Here is a 15,480-nt window from a genome sequence, read left to right on the forward strand (position 1 = left end):
GGCGGCGGGCCGTACCGGAAGCCGGAAGGGCCGACGAGGGGACCGGCCCTTGATGGCGCTGGCGGAAGATCAGCCCAGGCCGTTCCTCATCGCGGTGATCAGTTCACCGTTCGAGGTGTCACCGCTGAGCTCCCAGAAGAACGCGCCACCCAGGCCCTGGTTCTTCGAGTAGCTCATCTTCCCGCCGATCGTGCTCGGCGTGTCGTAGCTCCACCACTGGTTGCCGCAGTGGGCGTAAGCCGTACCGGCGATGGTCCCGGTGGCGGGGCAGCGGGTCTTGAGCACCTTGTAGTCCTCGATGCCCTGCTCGTAGGTGCCGGGCGCGGGTCCCGTGGCCGTGCCGCCCGGCGCGGACTGGGTGACGCCGGTCCAGCCGCGGCCGTAGAAGCCGATGCCGAGCAGCAGCTTGCTCGCGGGCACGCCCTTGCTCTTGAGCTTCTGGATCGCGTTGTCGGAGTAGAAGCCCGCGATCGGGATGCCGCTGTAGTTGGTGAGCGGCGAGTGCGGGGCGGTCGGGCCCTGGGCCGCCCAGGCGCCGAAGAAGTCGTACGTCATGACGTTGTACCAGTCGACGTACTGCGCGGCGCCGCCGTAGTCGGCCGCGTCGATCTTGCCGCCGTTGTTGCCGTCGGCGGTGATGGCCGCGGTGACGAGGTTGCCGGAGCCGAAGCGGGTGCGCAGCGCCGACATCAGGTTCCTGAACGCGGCGGGCCCGCTAGTGTCGCAGGTCAGGCCGCAGGCGTTCGGGTACTCCCAGTCGATGTCGATGCCGTCGAAGACGTCGGCCCAGCGCGGGTCCTCCACCAGGCGGTAGCAGGACTCGGCGAAGGCCGCCGGGTTCTGCGCGGCCTGGCCGAAGCCGCCGGACCAGGTCCAGCCGCCGAAGGAGAACAGCACCTTGATGTGCGGGTACTTCTGCTTGAGCTTGCGCAGCTGGTTGAAGTTGCCGCGCAGCGCCCCGGCGTCCCAGGTGTCGGCGACGCCGTCCACGCTCTCGCCCGCCTGGTAGAAGCGGTCGTAGTCGGCGTAGCTGTCGCCGATCGTGCACTGGCCGTTCTGGACGTTGCCGAAGGCGTAGTTGATGTGGGTCAGCTTGGCGGCCGAGCCGCTGGTGTCGATGTTCTTGACGTGGTAGGCGCGCTGGTAGACGCCCCACTGGACGAAGTAGCCGAGGACCTTGTCACCGCCGCCTCCGCCGCCGCCCGTGGTGGTGGCGGTGACGGAGGCGCTGTGGGCGGAGCGGTTGCCGGCGGCGTCGCGGGCGCGGACGGTGTAGGTGTAGGCGGTGTTGGCGGTCAGGCCGGTGTCGGTGTGGGTGGTGCCGGTGACGGTGGTGACCAGGGTGCCAGCGCGGTAGATCTCGTAGCCGGTGACGGCGACGTTGTCGGTGGCGGCGTTCCAGGCCAGGGAGACGCTGGAGTTGGTGACGCCGGTGGAGCGGAGGTTGCCGGGGACCGACGGCGCGGTGGTGTCGCCTCCGCCGCCGCCCGTGGTCTTCCAGAGGGCGGGCACGTTGGGCGGCTCCCAGCCCGGCTGGGAGGTGTGGCTCTGGACGCACTCGTACTCGACGCCGTTGTGGGTGACGCGGGCGCCCGCCGTGTAGGCGGTCCACGGGGCCCAGGCGGCGAGGACGGCCGTCGAGCTGCTGGACGTGGCGGCGCCGTACGCGCTGGACGGGGCGACGACGGCCGCGGTGAGCGGCATGAGTAACGCCGCCAGGACGGCCAGGACCTTGCTCAGGGTGTGCTTCATCGAAGCTCCAACATCCGGTTCGGGGGGTGAACGGGGGGTGGGATGGGGATGCTGCCGAGGAAACTAATAGGAAGGTTTCCTTTTAATTTTGAATTGACGTTAGCCGCAAGCTGCGGCAGCGTCAATACACAATCGGTCCAGCCGTCAGCGGGCCTCCCCCAACTCGATCGGCACGCCCACCATCGAGCCGTACTCGGTCCACGAACCGTCGTAGTTCTTCACATTGGCCTGATCGAGAAGCTCGTGCAGCACGAACCACGTGTGCGCGGAGCGCTCCCCGATCCTGCAGTAGGCGATCGTGTCCCTGCCGAAGTCGACGCCCGCACCCGCGTACAGAGTCTGGAGCTCGTCGTCGGACTTGAACGTGCCGTCGTCGTTGGCTGCCTTCGACCACGGGATGTTGCGCGCCGTCGGGATGTGACCGCCGCGCTGCGCCTGCTCCTGCGGCAGGTGCGCCGGAGCCTTCAGCTTGCCGGTGAACTCGTCGGGCGAACGCACGTCCACCAGGTTGAGCTTGCCGATCGAGGACAGGACGTCGTCGCGGAAGGCGCGGATGGCGGTGTCCTGCTCCTGCGCGACGTAGCTGGTCGCTGAACGAGCGGGGACGTCGGTCACCAGCTCACGCGAGTCGAGCTCCCACTTCTTGCGCCCGCCGTCCAGCAGCTTGACGTTGGAGTGACCGTAGAGCTTGAAGTACCAGTACGCGTACGCCGCGAACCAGTTGTTGTTACCCCCGTAGAGCACCACGAGGTCGTCGTTCGAGATGCCACGCTCGGACAGCAGCGCCTCGAAACCCGCCTTGTCGACGAAGTCACGACGAACGGGGTCCTGCAGATCGGCCTGCCAGTCGATCCTGACAGCGTTGCGGATGTGGCTTCTGGTGTAGGCGCTGGTGTCCTCGTCGACCTCGACGAGCACGACGCCGGGGGAGTCGAGGTTGGCCTCGACCCAGTCAGCGTCAACCAGGGCGGCGGAACGAGTCATGAGTGAACCTCCTGGTCAGAGTTGGTGGACCCGTCACTCCCAGACTCGCACGAGGGCCGCCCCGACCCCGGTAACGCGTCGCCGGAATACCTGTGTCGCACCGGCGGTTGCCTCACCTATGAAGAGCCGTTTGAAGATCGAACCGACGGCCAAGCGCGTGCGCGTCTACTTCGGCGGCCGTCAGATCGCCGACACGACGAGGGCGCTCCTGGTCTGGGAGGGTCCTCACTACCCGACCTACTACCTGCCCCTCGCCGACGTCGACCAGGCGGCGCTCCAGCCGACGGGCGCGACCACGCGCTCACCCAGCCGCGGCGAGGGCGTCGTCCACACCGTCACCGCGGGCGGCAGGCAGGCGGCCGACGCCGCCCTCGTCTACCCCGAATCCCCGATCGAGGAGCTGAAGGACCACGTCCGCTTCGACTGGGCGGCGATGGACGCCTGGTTCGAGGAGGACGAGGAGGTCTACGTCCACCCCCGCGACCCGTACAGCCGCGTCGACATCCTGCCCAGCTCCCGGCGCGTCAGGATCGAGATCGACGGCACCACCGTGGCCGAGTCCACCCGCACGATGATCCTCTTCGAGACCGGCCTGCCGCCGCGCTACTACCTGCCGAAGACGGACGTCCGCCTGGACCTCCTGGCGCCGACCGACACCTCCACCCAGTGCCCGTACAAGGGAACGGCGGAGTACTGGACGGTCAGCGGCCAGAAGGACCTGGCCTGGTCGTACCGCACGCCGCTGCCCGAGAGCCAGCGGATCGCCGGGCTGATCGCCTTCTACAACGAGAAGATCGACATCTACGTCGACGACGTCCTGCAGGACCGCCCGAAGACCCCGTTCAGCTGACCCATCTGTCCCCAGTGTGCTGAAAGCGAGCGTCAACCGGCACTCCGCATAGTGGCCTCCGGGCCGCTCAGGAGGTGACGACATGACGTCCACGCAGGAACCGGCCGTGCGCGCGAGACCCTCGTACGACCCTCGGGTCACCCAGGTCGAACGGTGGTTCGTGCGTCAGGGGCTGCCCAGGCTCCGGCACCGCCACGGACGCGCGGACACCGTCACCAGGATGGCGCCCCTCCTGGGCCTCTGGGCCGTGGCCCTGTTGGCCCTCGATGGTCACGTGCCTCTCGTCCTGCTGGGAGTGGCCGTTCCCGGAGCGCTCGCACTCCGGTCCTGGATCGGTCGCCCCCGCAGGCCCGCTTTCGTGTTTCTGACCGCCTCGGCCTGCCTGTGCCTGTACGGCCTCGCCGTGCTGAAGGTCGCCGAGACCATCACGCTGGCGTTGATCGGTACGGGTGACCTCCACGAGGGCGACTTTCACGTCGCCTTCTGGACCTGGGTGGTGATAGGTGGCCTGCTCGCCCTGACGGCCTATCTGTGCACCGGCTTCGGGCTGATGCCGCTGGCCGGTCGCGCGCTGCTCCATGCCCTCGGCGACCTGCGCAACAGCTTCCAGCTGCAGGCGCGCAGCATGCCCATGCTGCTCTTCCTCACCATGTTCTTCTTCTTCACCGGCGAGCTGTGGCAGCTGGCCAGCAGGCTGAGCTGGGCACGCGAGACCCTCCTGATCGCGATCTTCGCCACCGTCGCCGTGCTCGCCTCCGGCGCCCGGTTGCGTGAGGAGATCGCGCAGATCCAGGACGGCCTGTCGATCGACGCCGTGGTCTCCGCCTGCCGGGGCACCCCGCTCGCGGACGCCGACGCCTGCCGTACCGAGGGGCGGGCCGCGGCGCCGCTGTCGCGCACGCAGAGCCTGAACCTGCTGTTCCTGCTGGCCAGCAGGCAACTCGCCCAGGCGACTGTGGTCGGCATCGGCATGTTCGTGCTGTTCGTGACGATGGGCATGGTCCTCATCGACGCAGAGACGATGCAGCAGTGGATCGGCGCGCCGCCCCGCCCCTCGAACCTCCTGCCTGCCGTACCGGCCGAGCTGTTGAGGGTGTCGCTGCTGCTGGCCGGCTTCTCCAGCATGTACTTCGTCTTCTCGACCATGGTCGATCCGCACTACCGCAAGCAGTTCTTCCCGCCGGTGATCCGCGAGCTCGAGCGGGTGCTCGCCGTGCGCACCGTGTACCTGGCTCTCGTCGGCGACGGCACCGGCCGCGCCAGGTGAGCGCGGCCGGGCCGGCGATCAGGAGAGCGGGCAGCCGTTGGCCGTCTCCACATTCTTCACGTACTCCTCCTTCATGGGGGCCGTCCACACCGAGACCATCGCCTTGCCTGGCTCCGTCAGCGAACCGCCGTTGACGAGGTAGGAGTCGGGCACCGAGGCCTTCGTCTCGGAGTTGCCCGGCTGGCGGTTCGGGTCGCCGACGCTGAACTCCTCGATGGTCACCCCCCGCTGCCGCAGCATCTCCCGCACCTCGGCGACCGGCTTGTTCATGTACGGCACGCAGTGCATCGGCTCGCCGAGCGCGTCGAACGAGGTGATCGAGCGGTACTTCTCGCCCGGCCGGGCCGCGCGGCCGAGCCTGATGTCGGCCGAGCCCTTGAACCCGATCGGGATCTTCAGCCCGACGGGGCAGCCGCCGACCTTGCCGCAGTCGCCGGGCTCCTCGATGGGCTCGAACTCCGTGACGTACCGTTCGCCGGAGGTCGGGAAGACCTGACCCTCGAAGGCGGCGGAGACCGGCTCGACCCTGAGCGAGATGTCCAGGCCCGCGGCCTGCAACTGCGCCTCGTAGTTGTCCGGGTCGGCGTAGAGGTCCTTCACCGTGATGACGTAGTAGCCGTCCTCCTGCTTGATGTCGAGTGCCGCGACCGGGTCGGGGCCGAGGCCGAGCCAGGACGGTCCCAGCCAGGTCGCTCCCAGGACGGCGGCGGCCACCGCACCCACGGCCGTGAGCCGCAGCCGCCAGCCGGGCCGCCATCGTCCGGCCGAGGGTTTGGCGACCGGTGCCGGATCGCCCTCCATGATCTCGTGCATGAGCTGTCGTGCGCCGTCGCTCAGGCCGGGGCCAGGGTCGGGCGCGAGGTGTGCGACGACACGATCGAGGTCGGCGTTCATCAGTGACCCTCCGTTCATGAGTGACCCTCCGCTAGTGAGACGGCGCGCGCGCCGTACCTGCTGAGATCGAGATCGGCGGCGGCCAGCGCCCTGGCGAGCCGCTTGCGGGCGCGGTGCAGGCGCAACCTGGCGGCGCCGCCGGAGCAGCCGAGCACCGTGGCCGCCTCGCCGATGGTCAGGCCCTCCCAGCCGATCAGCGCGAGCAGTTCCCTGTCGTCGGGCGGCAATTGCCGGAAGGCCCGGCGGACGCCGTCGTGGTCCCCGTCCACGACGGGGCCCGTCCAGGCCGTGAGCTCCTCGCGTAACCGTGAGGCCAGCGCGGTCCTGCGCCCCTCGGAACGGAAGTGGTTGGCGAGGGTTCGCCGGGCGACGCCGTACAGCCAGAGTCTGGCCCCGTCGCCCTCCGGCACCTCGGGCAGCCTGCGCCAGGCGGTCGTGAACGTCTCCGCGATCACGTCGGCCAGGTCGTCGGGCGAGTCGGTGCGCCGCCTGACGTAGGCCGACACCGCCGGGTAGTGCGCCAGGTACATCTCCTCGAACCGTCGTTCCCGCTCAGGTGGGCCCATGTGGCGATCCTTCCGGTTGGTGGACACACCTGAGGAGATGTACGGCATGCGGGAGTTGTTACCAGCCCCACATCCCGACCCTGACCGGAACGCCGGGTGAGGCGTGCAGCACGGGGTCGTGGTCAGGGGCGGGCAGGCCGCCGGCCTCGACGAGGTTCTGGTCCAGGCGCAGCAGGCGGGCGCGACGCAGCGGCCACGGTGGATGTTCGACCTCGGCCGCGGCCACCCGGTCCGCGATCAGGGTGAACAGCCGGAAGCGGGCGGTCAGGAAATGCGCCAGCTCCTCCTCCTCGATCGGCTCCGTGCTCGGCTCGACGTCCACGTCGCACCGCACTCCGCTCGGCTCGGGCCACTGCCTGCGGCAGCGGTAGCGCACGAGCGCGTCGTCGGCGTCCACGGTCATGTCCGACCAGAAGTACGGCAAGCCGTACCCCGCGCGGCCACCGAGCACGGCGGCGAGCCGTCCAGCGTCCAGCGACAGGAACCAGATGCCACTGCGGCCGTGATCGTCGCGCGCGTACGTTCGCAGGTTCGTCTCGGGGAAGCGGGACAGCCAGGGCATGACGGGCAGCCCGGGCATCCGCACGCCCTCCATGAGGAACGGGGTCAGCCCGACCCACGCCGTTCCGTCGAAGGTCTCGACCGTGAGGGAGTCGGGGAGCAGGGCCTGGACCTGCGCGGCTGGATACCGCCAGTGCAGGAAGGTCATCGTCGACCAGTGGTGGTACATCACCGGGCGAGCGACGTGCGGAGACGGCGGAGCTTTCATCACCGGCACCTACCCTCGGGTCGTACCGCAATACCGCGAGGTCAGGAGAGGGCGTCGATCCAACGCTCCAGCCGCCGGCCTTCGGCCGCCATCAGCTCGGGGTCGCGGAAGGTGTTGGTGAGCAGCGAGATCCCCTGGTAGGCGGCGATCAGGGCGACCGCGAGCTCGCGTGCGTCGTCGCGGCCCATCTCCGTGAACTGCCGCTCGGTCCAGTCGAGCAGCGCCCGTATCACGTCGGCGATGGCGCGGTCGAGGCCGTCGTCGCGCTTGTCCAGCTCGACGGCCAGCGTGCCCGTGGGACAGCCGTAGCGGGCCGCGACGTCACGCTGGTCGACCCACCCGCCCACGAGGGCCTTCAACCGGTCCTGCGGAGTGGGCAGCTGGTCGAGTGCGGCGACCATGGTGTCGAGGTGGTGCGCGTGGGTGGTGATCGCCGCCTCGACGAGCTGGTCCTTCGACTTGAAGTAGTAGTAGACGTTGCCCACGGGAACGTCAGCCGCTCGGGCGATGTCGGCCAGCGTCGTCTTCTCGACGCCCTGCTCGTGCAGCACCCGGGCGGCGGCGGTCGCGAGCCGCTCTCGTCCTGCTGTCGAGCCAGGGCGCGGGAACGCGTCCGGAGATCTACCGCCACCCCGCCGCGTTCGAGGACGCCGTCCGCCGGTCGGGCCTGGACTGGACGATCCTGCGTCCCGGCGGCTTCCACTCCAACGCCTACGCGTGGGCCGAGTCGATCCGCGCGGAGCGGACGGCCGCCGCGCCGTTCGGCGAGGTGGGGCTGCCGTCCATCGACCCGGCGGACATCGCCGAGGTCGCGGCGACCGTCCTGCGCGAGCCAGGCCATGCGGGCCGTACCCATGTGCTCACCGGGCCCGCGCTCATCACCCCGCGCGAGCGGGCCGCGGCGATCGGCGCGGCGCTGGGCGAACCCGTGCGGTTCGTCGAGCAGACCCGCGAGGAGGCACGTGCGCGGATGTCGCAGGTCATGCCCGCGCCTATCGTGGACGGCACACTCGCCATCCTGGGCACGCCGACCGCGGAGGAGCAGCGGGTGAGCCCTGCCGTCGAGCAGATCCTCGGCCGCCCGCCACGCACCTTCGCCGACTGGGCCGCCCGCAACCTCGCCGCCTTCCGATGAGGCCGCCGAAGCCTGCCGGAGACGCCCTGTCGGCCCCGCGCTGTAGGGTGGCGGCCCATGTTACGGCGATCATCACTCGTCCTGTGGGCGGTGGCCTTCGCGCTGACCGCGATTCCCTACGTGTACTGGGCCTTCGCGGCGGAGTCCGCTATCTATGTAGTCGCCGGGTCGCGCGCATGCCCGGGCTTCGATCTCCACTCCGAGGTCAGCTCGGTGCTCGCGCCGCTGCACGTGGTGCCAGGCCCGTTGATCGTCGTGGCCGGCTGCGGTCTCTGGGCGCTGCTCGTGCGCAAGGGCCTGCCGCGCTGGGGCCGTGCGGTCGGGTGGCTGGCCGCGGTGGGCCTCACCTGGCCCTTCCTCATCACGGTGGGGTTCGCGACGACGGACCTGGTGGTCGGTGAGGAGTGCGGGCAGACGTGGGCTCCGTTCCTGCAGCTCGGCTGGACCGGTCTCCGCCTGCTCACGGGCGTGCTGGTCGTCGTCGCCGTGCGGGTGCGGCGCACCACGCCGCGAGGGCGGGCCGCCCGTACGGCTGGCACCGCCCTCGCCGTACTCCTCCTGCTGAGCATGCAGACCGGCGACGGGACCGTGGGAAAGGTGACGGAGGCGACCGAGGAACGCTGCGACCCCTGGCGACTGCGCTACGGCGACCGGCCGGCGAGCCGTACCGACAGGGAGACCGCCTTCGTCTGCGTGGCCAGGGGCGAGCGCCTCTTCCTGCCGCCGAGGTTCCGCGACCTGCCCGACCCCGAGCTGGTCGCCTTCGGCAGGGACCTGTGCCGGGGGAGCATGCGCGCGGACCGGCGGGAGCTGGACCGCCTCCGCGACACGACCGGCGTGGCCGTCGGCACGGTCGAGACGACGCAGGCGCTGACGCTGCTCTGCCCCGAGGTGGACGCCCGCGAGCAGGCCGAGGAGAAACAGCAGAAGGCGGAGAACGACGCCTTCGTCGCGGCCGCGCAGCAGCGCTGCCTGGACGCCCCGGCGCACCGGCCGCGGATCAGGCCGGTGGTGCGGGGCGCGGCGACGGTGTGGTCGGATTACGGCGCGGTGACCGCCGCCGAGGGCGAGGAACCGGTCGTGGCGGCGCTGGACCGGGCGTTCGACAACGACCTCGTGGGCACCGCCAGGGGCGAGGTCGCCATCCTCACCGCGGACGAGGTGATGCACGTCTGCGTCACCGTCGAGGGCTACGGCACGCGCCCGCCGGTCGAGCGAAAGGGCTGGGAGAAGGTCGTCGAGGTCGGCTACACCAGCACCAGGGGCGAGCTGACCAGATGGGAGGGCGAGACCTTTCCGAACCCGCTCGTGAAAGGCAGGGGACGCTACCGGATCCGCGTGCACATGCGCGGCGCCCAGGCGGCGATGGAGGAGGACGGCAACGCCCGCCAGCAGTTCCTCGTCATCATCTTCCCCGGCGCGTCCAGCACGCCCCGAACCCTCACACCGACCAGGAAGCCCGCTCGTTGAGCGCCGAGGGGACGAAGCCCGCCGTCTTCTTGTACGACAGGGCGATCTCCTCGCGCTCGGCCAGCGTCATCACCTCGTCGATGTCGGTGAACCCCTGGGGAGCGCGCTGGTGCACCATGCTCATGATGACCTCGGGCCCGTCCTTGCGGTTGGACCGCACGATGTTGCCGGTGGCCTCGCGGCGCTGGCTCTCGTAGAAGTCCAGGCCGCGGCCGGTCGCCAGGGCGTTGGCCAGGACCCGGGCGTCGATGACGGCCTGCGTGCCGCCGTTGGAGCCGGTCGGGTACATGGGGTGCGCGGCGTCGCCCACCAGCGTGACCCGGTCCGTCGACCAGTACGGCAGCGGGTCCCTGTCCACCATGGGGTACTCGTAGACCACCTCCGCCGCCGAGATCAGCCCGGGGATGTCCAGCCAGTCGAACCGCCAGTCCGCCACGTGGTGGAAGAACTTGTCGATCTCGATCCGCCTGTTCCAGTCGCCGCGCGGCTGGGTCTCGGGGGCCTGGCGCTGGATGGCCCAGTTGATCAGCACCTTGCCGTCGGAGTCGGGCGGCGCGATGGGGTAGACGACGACCTTCTGCACGTCGTCGCCGGCCAGCAGCACCGACCTGCCGGTCATGAACGGCTTGCCGTACGTGGTGCCCCGCCACAGCACCTGGCCGCTCCACAGCGGCTCGCCCTCGTCGGGGAACAGGGCGGCCCGTACCGACGAGCGGATGCCGTCGGCGCCGACCAGCAGGTCGGCGTCGTGGTCGAGGCCGGTGACCGGCGAGCCGGTCACCACCGAGTCGGGTCCGAGACGCTCCAGTACGGCTTCCAGCAGCAGGTTCTGCAACCGTCCCCGGTGGATGGAGTACTGCGGCCACTGGTAGCCGGCCGCCACCCCGCGCGGCTCGGACCAGATGACCTGGCCGTGGCGGTTGACGTAGGTCAGCTCGGCCGACGGGACGCCGATCGCCGCCAGCCGCTCGCCGAGGCCGAGCTCGTCGAGCTCGCGTACGGCGTGCGGCAGGAGGTTGATGCCCACCCCCAGCGGACGGATCTCCCGCACCGACTCGTGGATGACGACGTCGGTGATGCCCGCGGCGTGCAGGCTCAGGGCGGTGGTCAGGCCGGCGATTCCGGCTCCGGCGATGACGACGCGCATGGGGACGACCTCCTGGTAGGCGCAGCATGATCTTGCCGGTAGCCGGTGCGGCTTTCAACCCCTACGCGTCAGGCCTTCCAGGCGGTGTCGAGGAACGCGGCGATAAGGGGGGCGATCTCGGGCAGGTTCTCTTCGAGCGCGAAGTGGCCGGTGGCGAAGACGTGGAGCTCGGCATCGGGCAGGTCACGCAGGTAGGCCCTGGCGCCCGGCTCGGGGAAGAAGGGGTCGCCGCTGCCCCACACGATGAGCGCGGGCGGCCGGTGCTCGCGCAGCCACCGCTGCCAGTCCGGGTAGAGGGCGACGTTGCTGTGGTAGTCGAGCGCCAGCGCGACCTGGGCCTCCTTACGGCCGGGCAGGTCGAGGAAGTGCTGGTCGAGCGTCCAGCCGTCGGGCGCGATGCGGCTCACGTCGGTGGTGCCGCCCTCGTACTGCCCCCTGGTCATGGGCAGGACCAGGATCTGCGCGACGGCCTCCTCCGCGCCGGGCACACCAGGACGGTTGGCGATGAAGCCCCTGGCCAGGTCGGACAGGCCCTCCTCATAGGCGTTGGCGTTCTGGACGACGAGCCCGGCGATCCACTCGGGGTGGCGGGTGGCCAGCCGGAACCCGACGGGACCGCCGAAGTCGAAGGCGTAGAGCACGAAGCGGTCGAGGCCCACGGCCTGGACGAAGCCCTCGGTGATGTCGGCCAGCCGCTCGAAGGAGTAGCCGAAGTCGGCGGGCGCCTCGGTGTGCCCGAAGCCGGGATAGTCGGGCGCGACCAGCCGGTAGTCGGAGCCGAGCGCGTCCATCAGCCGCCGGAACTGGTGGGAGGCGGAGGGAAAGCCGTGCAGCAGCAGGAGGACGGGCGCGTCGGCGGGGCCCGCCTCCCGGTAGAAGACGCGTACGCCCTCGACCTCCACGAACCGGTGATGCACCACAGGAATGTTCATCTCATGGTTATAGCGAGCAACCCTCTAACGGGTCAACTCCGAATTTTCCGTTAGAAATGCGCCCGCCCCCTCCACGCGGGAGGGGGCGGGCTGCGGAGGTCACGGCTTGTCAGGCCGCTCCGAGATGCGGACGAAGCTCACGACCGGCGAGCCCTTGCGCGCCGCGAAGCGCACGTTGAGCTGCCCGTCGGTCACCTTCACCGTGTGCTGCCTGGTCACCGCGGTGTACGTGCCCGCCTCCAGCGCCAGGTCGAGCGCCGGGATGGCGAGCTGGCCCTCGACGATCACGTCGAACACCCTCTTGCCCATCCCCATCGACCTGATCTCCGCGAAGCCGAGCTCCACGGTGTACGTCCCCGAGGGCACGTTGTCGAAGCGGTACTCCAGCATGTTCTCCCTGACGCGCCTGAACAGCTCCTGCTCGGTGGTGCCCTTGATGGTCCTCGTCGTGCTGCGCGTCGAGGAGGAGTTGGCGACGTAGCCGTGCGCCCCCTGGGCGTACTTCTTGTCGGGGGTCCACGTGTCGCCCTCGCCATCCACCACCGCCTTGGCGCCGCCCGCGTCCACGGCCACCTGGAGCTTCGGCACCGCGACCGTCACCCTGATCTCGATCACCGGCTGGCGGCCGCTGGCCGAGCGGACGGTCAGCGTGCCCGTCTGCACGCTGCCCGGCTGCAGGCCCGCGCTGGAGGCGGTGAGCTTCAGCGCCGCCGACTGCCCCTTGGCCAGCTCGCCCGCGGCCGGGGCCACGGTCAGCCAGGTCGCGCCGGAGGTGGCGGTGTAGGCGGTGGGCGAGCCGAGGTTGGTGAGCTCCACCGTGCGGTTCCTGGTGGCGCCCGCGGGCATCACCACGGTCACCTCCGCCACCGAGGCGCTCACCCGGCCGGTGACCAGGGCGGTGTCGATCCTGGTCAGCGTTCCCGGCGCGATCGTCGCCGGCTGGGAGAAGGTGCCGTAGTGCTCCCTGGACACCTCCACCGTGTAGTCGCCGGCCGGCACCTGCCCGTAGAACGAGCCGTCCGCGCCGGTGGTGAACGTCGCGACGTCGCCGATCTTCACCTGCGCCCCCGCGAGCGGGTCGCCGTCGTTGGCGTCGGTGACGGTGCCGATCGCCAGGCCGTGCCTGCTCGCGTTGATCGCCAGGCTCTGCCCGTTCGTGACCGCCGCCGCGTTGGCGGAGTACAGCAGGGCGTCGGTGCCGCCCGCGTTCTCGATGCCGACGGTGGCGCTGGAACCCTGCTCCCGCTCGCTCTCCACGTCCTTGTAGCGGTAGCCGACCGAGCCGTCCTCGCCCAGCACGACCGAGAACGACATCCGCTGGGTGGTGTCGGAGTAGAAGGTGACGTTGCGCCACTCGATCACGAAGGTCCTGCGCGGAGCGGTGCCGCTCGTCGCGGTGTAGACGCCCGCCTGGGCGTCGACCACCAGGTCGTCCCAGAACGGGTAGACCGCCAGGTTCGGCGTGCCGGTCGAGGGCAGCGTGCCGTTGTTGCCCGTGGTGACCCGGTCGGCGGCGAAGGTGGCCAGGCCGTTCGTGGTCACCCAGGCGCGCGACTGGCCCGCGCCGTAGAAGGGGACGGTGAACGGCAGCGTCACTTGGAGCGCCTCGTCGTCACCCGTGAGCGCCAGCTTCTCCGTGCCCGCCACGTAGGCGTCGGAGCCGCTCCTGCAGGTGTAGCCGAAGTTGTCGCCGCGCAGCGGCAGCTCGACGTCCTTGGTGACGTCGCCGGCGACGGTGATCTCCGCGGTGGCGGTGCTGGAGCAGCGCGAGAGCGGGGTGACGGTCAGCTCGTAGGAGCCGTGCGGCAGCGTCAGCCGGTACCTGCCGGTGGCGTCGGTGACCGCGCTGACCGGGGTACCCCGCGCTGTCACGGTGGCGCCCACCTCGGGGACGCCGGCCGTGGTGACCGTACCCGAGACAACGGCAGAGGCGGTCGGGGACAGGGCCACGTCCCTGGTCACGCTCTGCTCGGCCACGACCGTGGCCGTCGCGGTGGCCTGCGCGTAGCCGAACTTGGTCACGGTGATCTGGTAGTCGCCCGGCACCAGGCGCGGCAGGCTGTAGCCGCCGTCCTGCCCCGAGGTGACGGTACGGTCGATCGGCCCGGTGACCGCGACCGTGGCCTCGGGCAGCGGCGCGCCCTCGGCGGTGACCGTGCCCTTGAGCTCGCCGAGCCCCTCGCGCGGCGCGGCGCTGACCGCGGCGAAGGCGTCGAGACGGCCCTCGCCCCAGACGTTGTTGTCGGCCGCGGTGCCGCCGCAGCTGGTGTCGTCGACGTCGATCGCGGTGCTGTCGAGCAGCGGCCGGGTGGCGGCGATGTCACCCCGCAGGCGGGGCGAGGCCGACCAGATCAGCGCCACCGTGGCCGCGACGTGCGGCGAGGCCATGGAGGTGCCGGTGAAGGCGCTGTAGCCGCCGCCGGGCACCGAGGAGCGGACGTTCACGGCGGGAGCGGAGATGTTGGGCTTGATCTCGCCGTTCTCGCCCTCGCCCTCGCCCTTGCTGGAGCGGTTGTAGACGACGTTGTTCACGTCGAAGCCGCCGGTGCTGTAGCTGGCCACGTACTGTCCGGGCGAGCCACTGGTACGGCAGGCGGGCCCCTCGTTGCCGTTGGCGAACATCGGGAAGATGCCGGCCGCGATCCACGCGTCGACGGTCGCCTTGTACCAGGGGTCGAAGCCCGCCCCGCCCCAGGAGTTGTTGACGATGTCGGGGGCCAGGTCGGGGCGCGGGTTGGCGCCGGTCAGGTCCGTGGGCGCGAGCACCCACTGACCGGCGGCGAGCAGGGAGGCGTCGGTGCAGGTCTGGCCCTCGCAGCCCTTGGCCGCGATCCAGGTGGCGCCGGGCGCGACGCCGATGCCGGAGGCGCCCACCATGGTGCCCATCACGTGGGTGCCGTGGCCGTTGTTGTCGCAGGGTGCGGGGCTGGGGCAGACCTGCGCGGGGTCGAACCAGCTGTAGTTGTGGTCGACGCCGCCGCCGGGGATCCTGCCGCGGTACTGCGCGGCGATCTCCGGGTGGTCGAACTGGGCGCCGGTGTCGATGTGCGCGACCACGACCCCCTCACCGCGGGTGCCGAGCTCGCTCCACACCCTGGGGGCGTTGATCCGGTCCACGTTCCACTCGACGGCGTTGACCTTCGCCTCCGCCGTACCGGGAACGGGCTTGGGCAGGGACACGGTCCTGACCGGCTCGATGGCCGTGACCTCGGGCAGCCCGGCGATCTCGGCGGCCAGCTTGGCGTCGGCCGTCACGGTCACCGCGTTGACGATCCAGAAGGAGGTGAAGGCCGCGCGCCGGGATTCGAGCAGCTTGCGGAGGCTGGCCTGTGACGCTCGGGCGTGCTCGGTCTTGGCGGTGAAGACGGCCTTGGCCTTGTCGTCCTTGGCGGCGGCCCGGCGCGCGGCGGTGAGGTTGGCCTCGCCCTTCAACCGCACCCAGAACGTGGCCTTGTCATCCTTGGCGAGGTCGGCGCGGACGGCCTCGCTGATCTTCTCGGGTTCGGGTGCGGCGTGCGCGACGTTTTGGGGGAGAAGGAGGGCGAGCACCGCGAGGATCCCTAACAGGATCGTTCGACGGTGCCGGGGGGAGTGGGTCACAGGCGCTCCTCAGTGATCTTTACCTCCACGTGGACGAAGCGTGACTCCGGTCAGTTACCTTTTCAAGGGGCAGTTGCGGCCTATGTGGAAAATGTGACTTACCAGAACGGGTTC

The 15,480-nt window shown here is 70.4% G+C and carries 13 protein-coding genes; 4 read left to right on the top strand and 9 right to left on the bottom strand.

The features are described 5' to 3' along the window. Positions 1-69: 69 nt before the first annotated feature. Complete coding sequence (locus tag ACFXJ8_RS20490) at positions 70-1,752, bottom strand: glycosyl hydrolase family 18 protein (protein WP_379645498.1); 1,683 nt, start codon at positions 1,750-1,752, stop codon at positions 70-72. Positions 1,753-1,896: 144 nt separating this feature from the next. Next, positions 1,897-2,736, bottom strand: a complete 840-nt coding sequence (locus tag ACFXJ8_RS20495) for a sulfurtransferase (protein ID WP_379645499.1) — start codon at positions 2,734-2,736, stop codon at positions 1,897-1,899. A 130-nt stretch (positions 2,737-2,866) separates the two neighbouring features. On the opposite strand from ACFXJ8_RS20495, the gene ACFXJ8_RS20500 reads away from it, so the two are divergent. Together ACFXJ8_RS20500 and ACFXJ8_RS20505 are read left to right on the top strand one after the other, a co-directional pair. Then, entirely contained in the window at positions 2,867-3,586 is a 720-nt protein-coding gene (locus ACFXJ8_RS20500; RefSeq protein ID WP_379645500.1) for a DUF427 domain-containing protein, read from the top strand. Positions 3,587-3,668: 82 nt separating this feature from the next. After that, positions 3,669-4,853 carry a hypothetical protein gene (locus tag ACFXJ8_RS20505; RefSeq protein ID WP_379645501.1) on the top strand — a complete coding sequence of 395 codons (1,185 nt, stop codon included), beginning with the start codon at positions 3,669-3,671 and terminating at the stop codon, positions 4,851-4,853. Between the two features lie 18 nt (positions 4,854-4,871). On the opposite strand, the gene ACFXJ8_RS20510 is transcribed toward ACFXJ8_RS20505, so the two are convergent. Genes ACFXJ8_RS20510 through ACFXJ8_RS20525 form a run of 4 tightly spaced genes read right to left on the bottom strand, consistent with a single transcriptional unit; the run spans position 4,872 to position 7,633 of the window. After that, positions 4,872-5,765, bottom strand: a complete 894-nt coding sequence (locus ACFXJ8_RS20510) for a hypothetical protein (protein ID WP_379645502.1) — start codon at positions 5,763-5,765, stop codon at positions 4,872-4,874. Further along, positions 5,762-6,313 carry an RNA polymerase sigma factor gene (locus ACFXJ8_RS20515; RefSeq protein ID WP_379645503.1) on the bottom strand — a complete coding sequence of 184 codons (552 nt, stop codon included), beginning with the start codon at positions 6,311-6,313 and terminating at the stop codon, positions 5,762-5,764. The genes ACFXJ8_RS20510 and ACFXJ8_RS20515 overlap by 4 nt, the downstream gene beginning before the upstream one ends. A gap of 58 nt (positions 6,314-6,371) precedes the next feature. Then, positions 6,372-7,082 (bottom strand): YqjF family protein, encoded by a 711-nt coding sequence (locus tag ACFXJ8_RS20520; protein ID WP_379645504.1) that lies wholly within the window; start codon positions 7,080-7,082, stop codon positions 6,372-6,374. 41 nt (positions 7,083-7,123) lie between these two features. Continuing rightward, a complete protein-coding gene (locus ACFXJ8_RS20525) occupies positions 7,124-7,633 on the bottom strand; it encodes a TetR/AcrR family transcriptional regulator (RefSeq protein WP_379645505.1) in 510 nt (169 codons plus the stop codon). Positions 7,634-7,701: 68 nt separating this feature from the next. Between ACFXJ8_RS20525 and ACFXJ8_RS20530 the strand changes: the two genes are divergently transcribed. Continuing rightward, positions 7,702-8,217, top strand: a complete 516-nt coding sequence (locus ACFXJ8_RS20530; RefSeq protein WP_379645628.1) for an NAD(P)H-binding protein — start codon at positions 7,702-7,704, stop codon at positions 8,215-8,217. A 57-nt stretch (positions 8,218-8,274) separates the two neighbouring features. Continuing rightward, positions 8,275-9,687 carry a hypothetical protein gene (locus ACFXJ8_RS20535; RefSeq protein WP_379645506.1) on the top strand — a complete coding sequence of 471 codons (1,413 nt, stop codon included), beginning with the start codon at positions 8,275-8,277 and terminating at the stop codon, positions 9,685-9,687. Here the strand turns inward: ACFXJ8_RS20535 and ACFXJ8_RS20540 are convergent. From ACFXJ8_RS20540 to ACFXJ8_RS20550, 3 genes are all read right to left on the bottom strand, one after another. Beyond that, on the bottom strand, positions 9,659-10,834 hold the full coding sequence (locus tag ACFXJ8_RS20540) for a flavin-dependent oxidoreductase (protein WP_379645507.1): 1,176 nt from the start codon (positions 10,832-10,834) through the stop codon (positions 9,659-9,661). The genes ACFXJ8_RS20535 and ACFXJ8_RS20540 overlap by 29 nt on opposite strands. A 68-nt stretch (positions 10,835-10,902) precedes the next feature. Continuing rightward, the gene (locus ACFXJ8_RS20545) at positions 10,903-11,766 is read right to left on the bottom strand and encodes an alpha/beta fold hydrolase (RefSeq protein WP_379645508.1); all 864 of its coding nucleotides are present in this window, start codon (positions 11,764-11,766) and stop codon (positions 10,903-10,905) included. Between the two features lie 99 nt (positions 11,767-11,865). Further along, entirely contained in the window at positions 11,866-15,366 is a 3,501-nt protein-coding gene (locus ACFXJ8_RS20550; RefSeq protein WP_379645509.1) for a S8 family serine peptidase, read from the bottom strand. Positions 15,367-15,480 lie beyond the last annotated feature (114 nt).

This window comes from Nonomuraea sp. NPDC059194, assembly GCF_042754765.1.
Taxonomy (GTDB): domain Bacteria; phylum Actinomycetota; class Actinomycetes; order Streptosporangiales; family Streptosporangiaceae; genus Nonomuraea.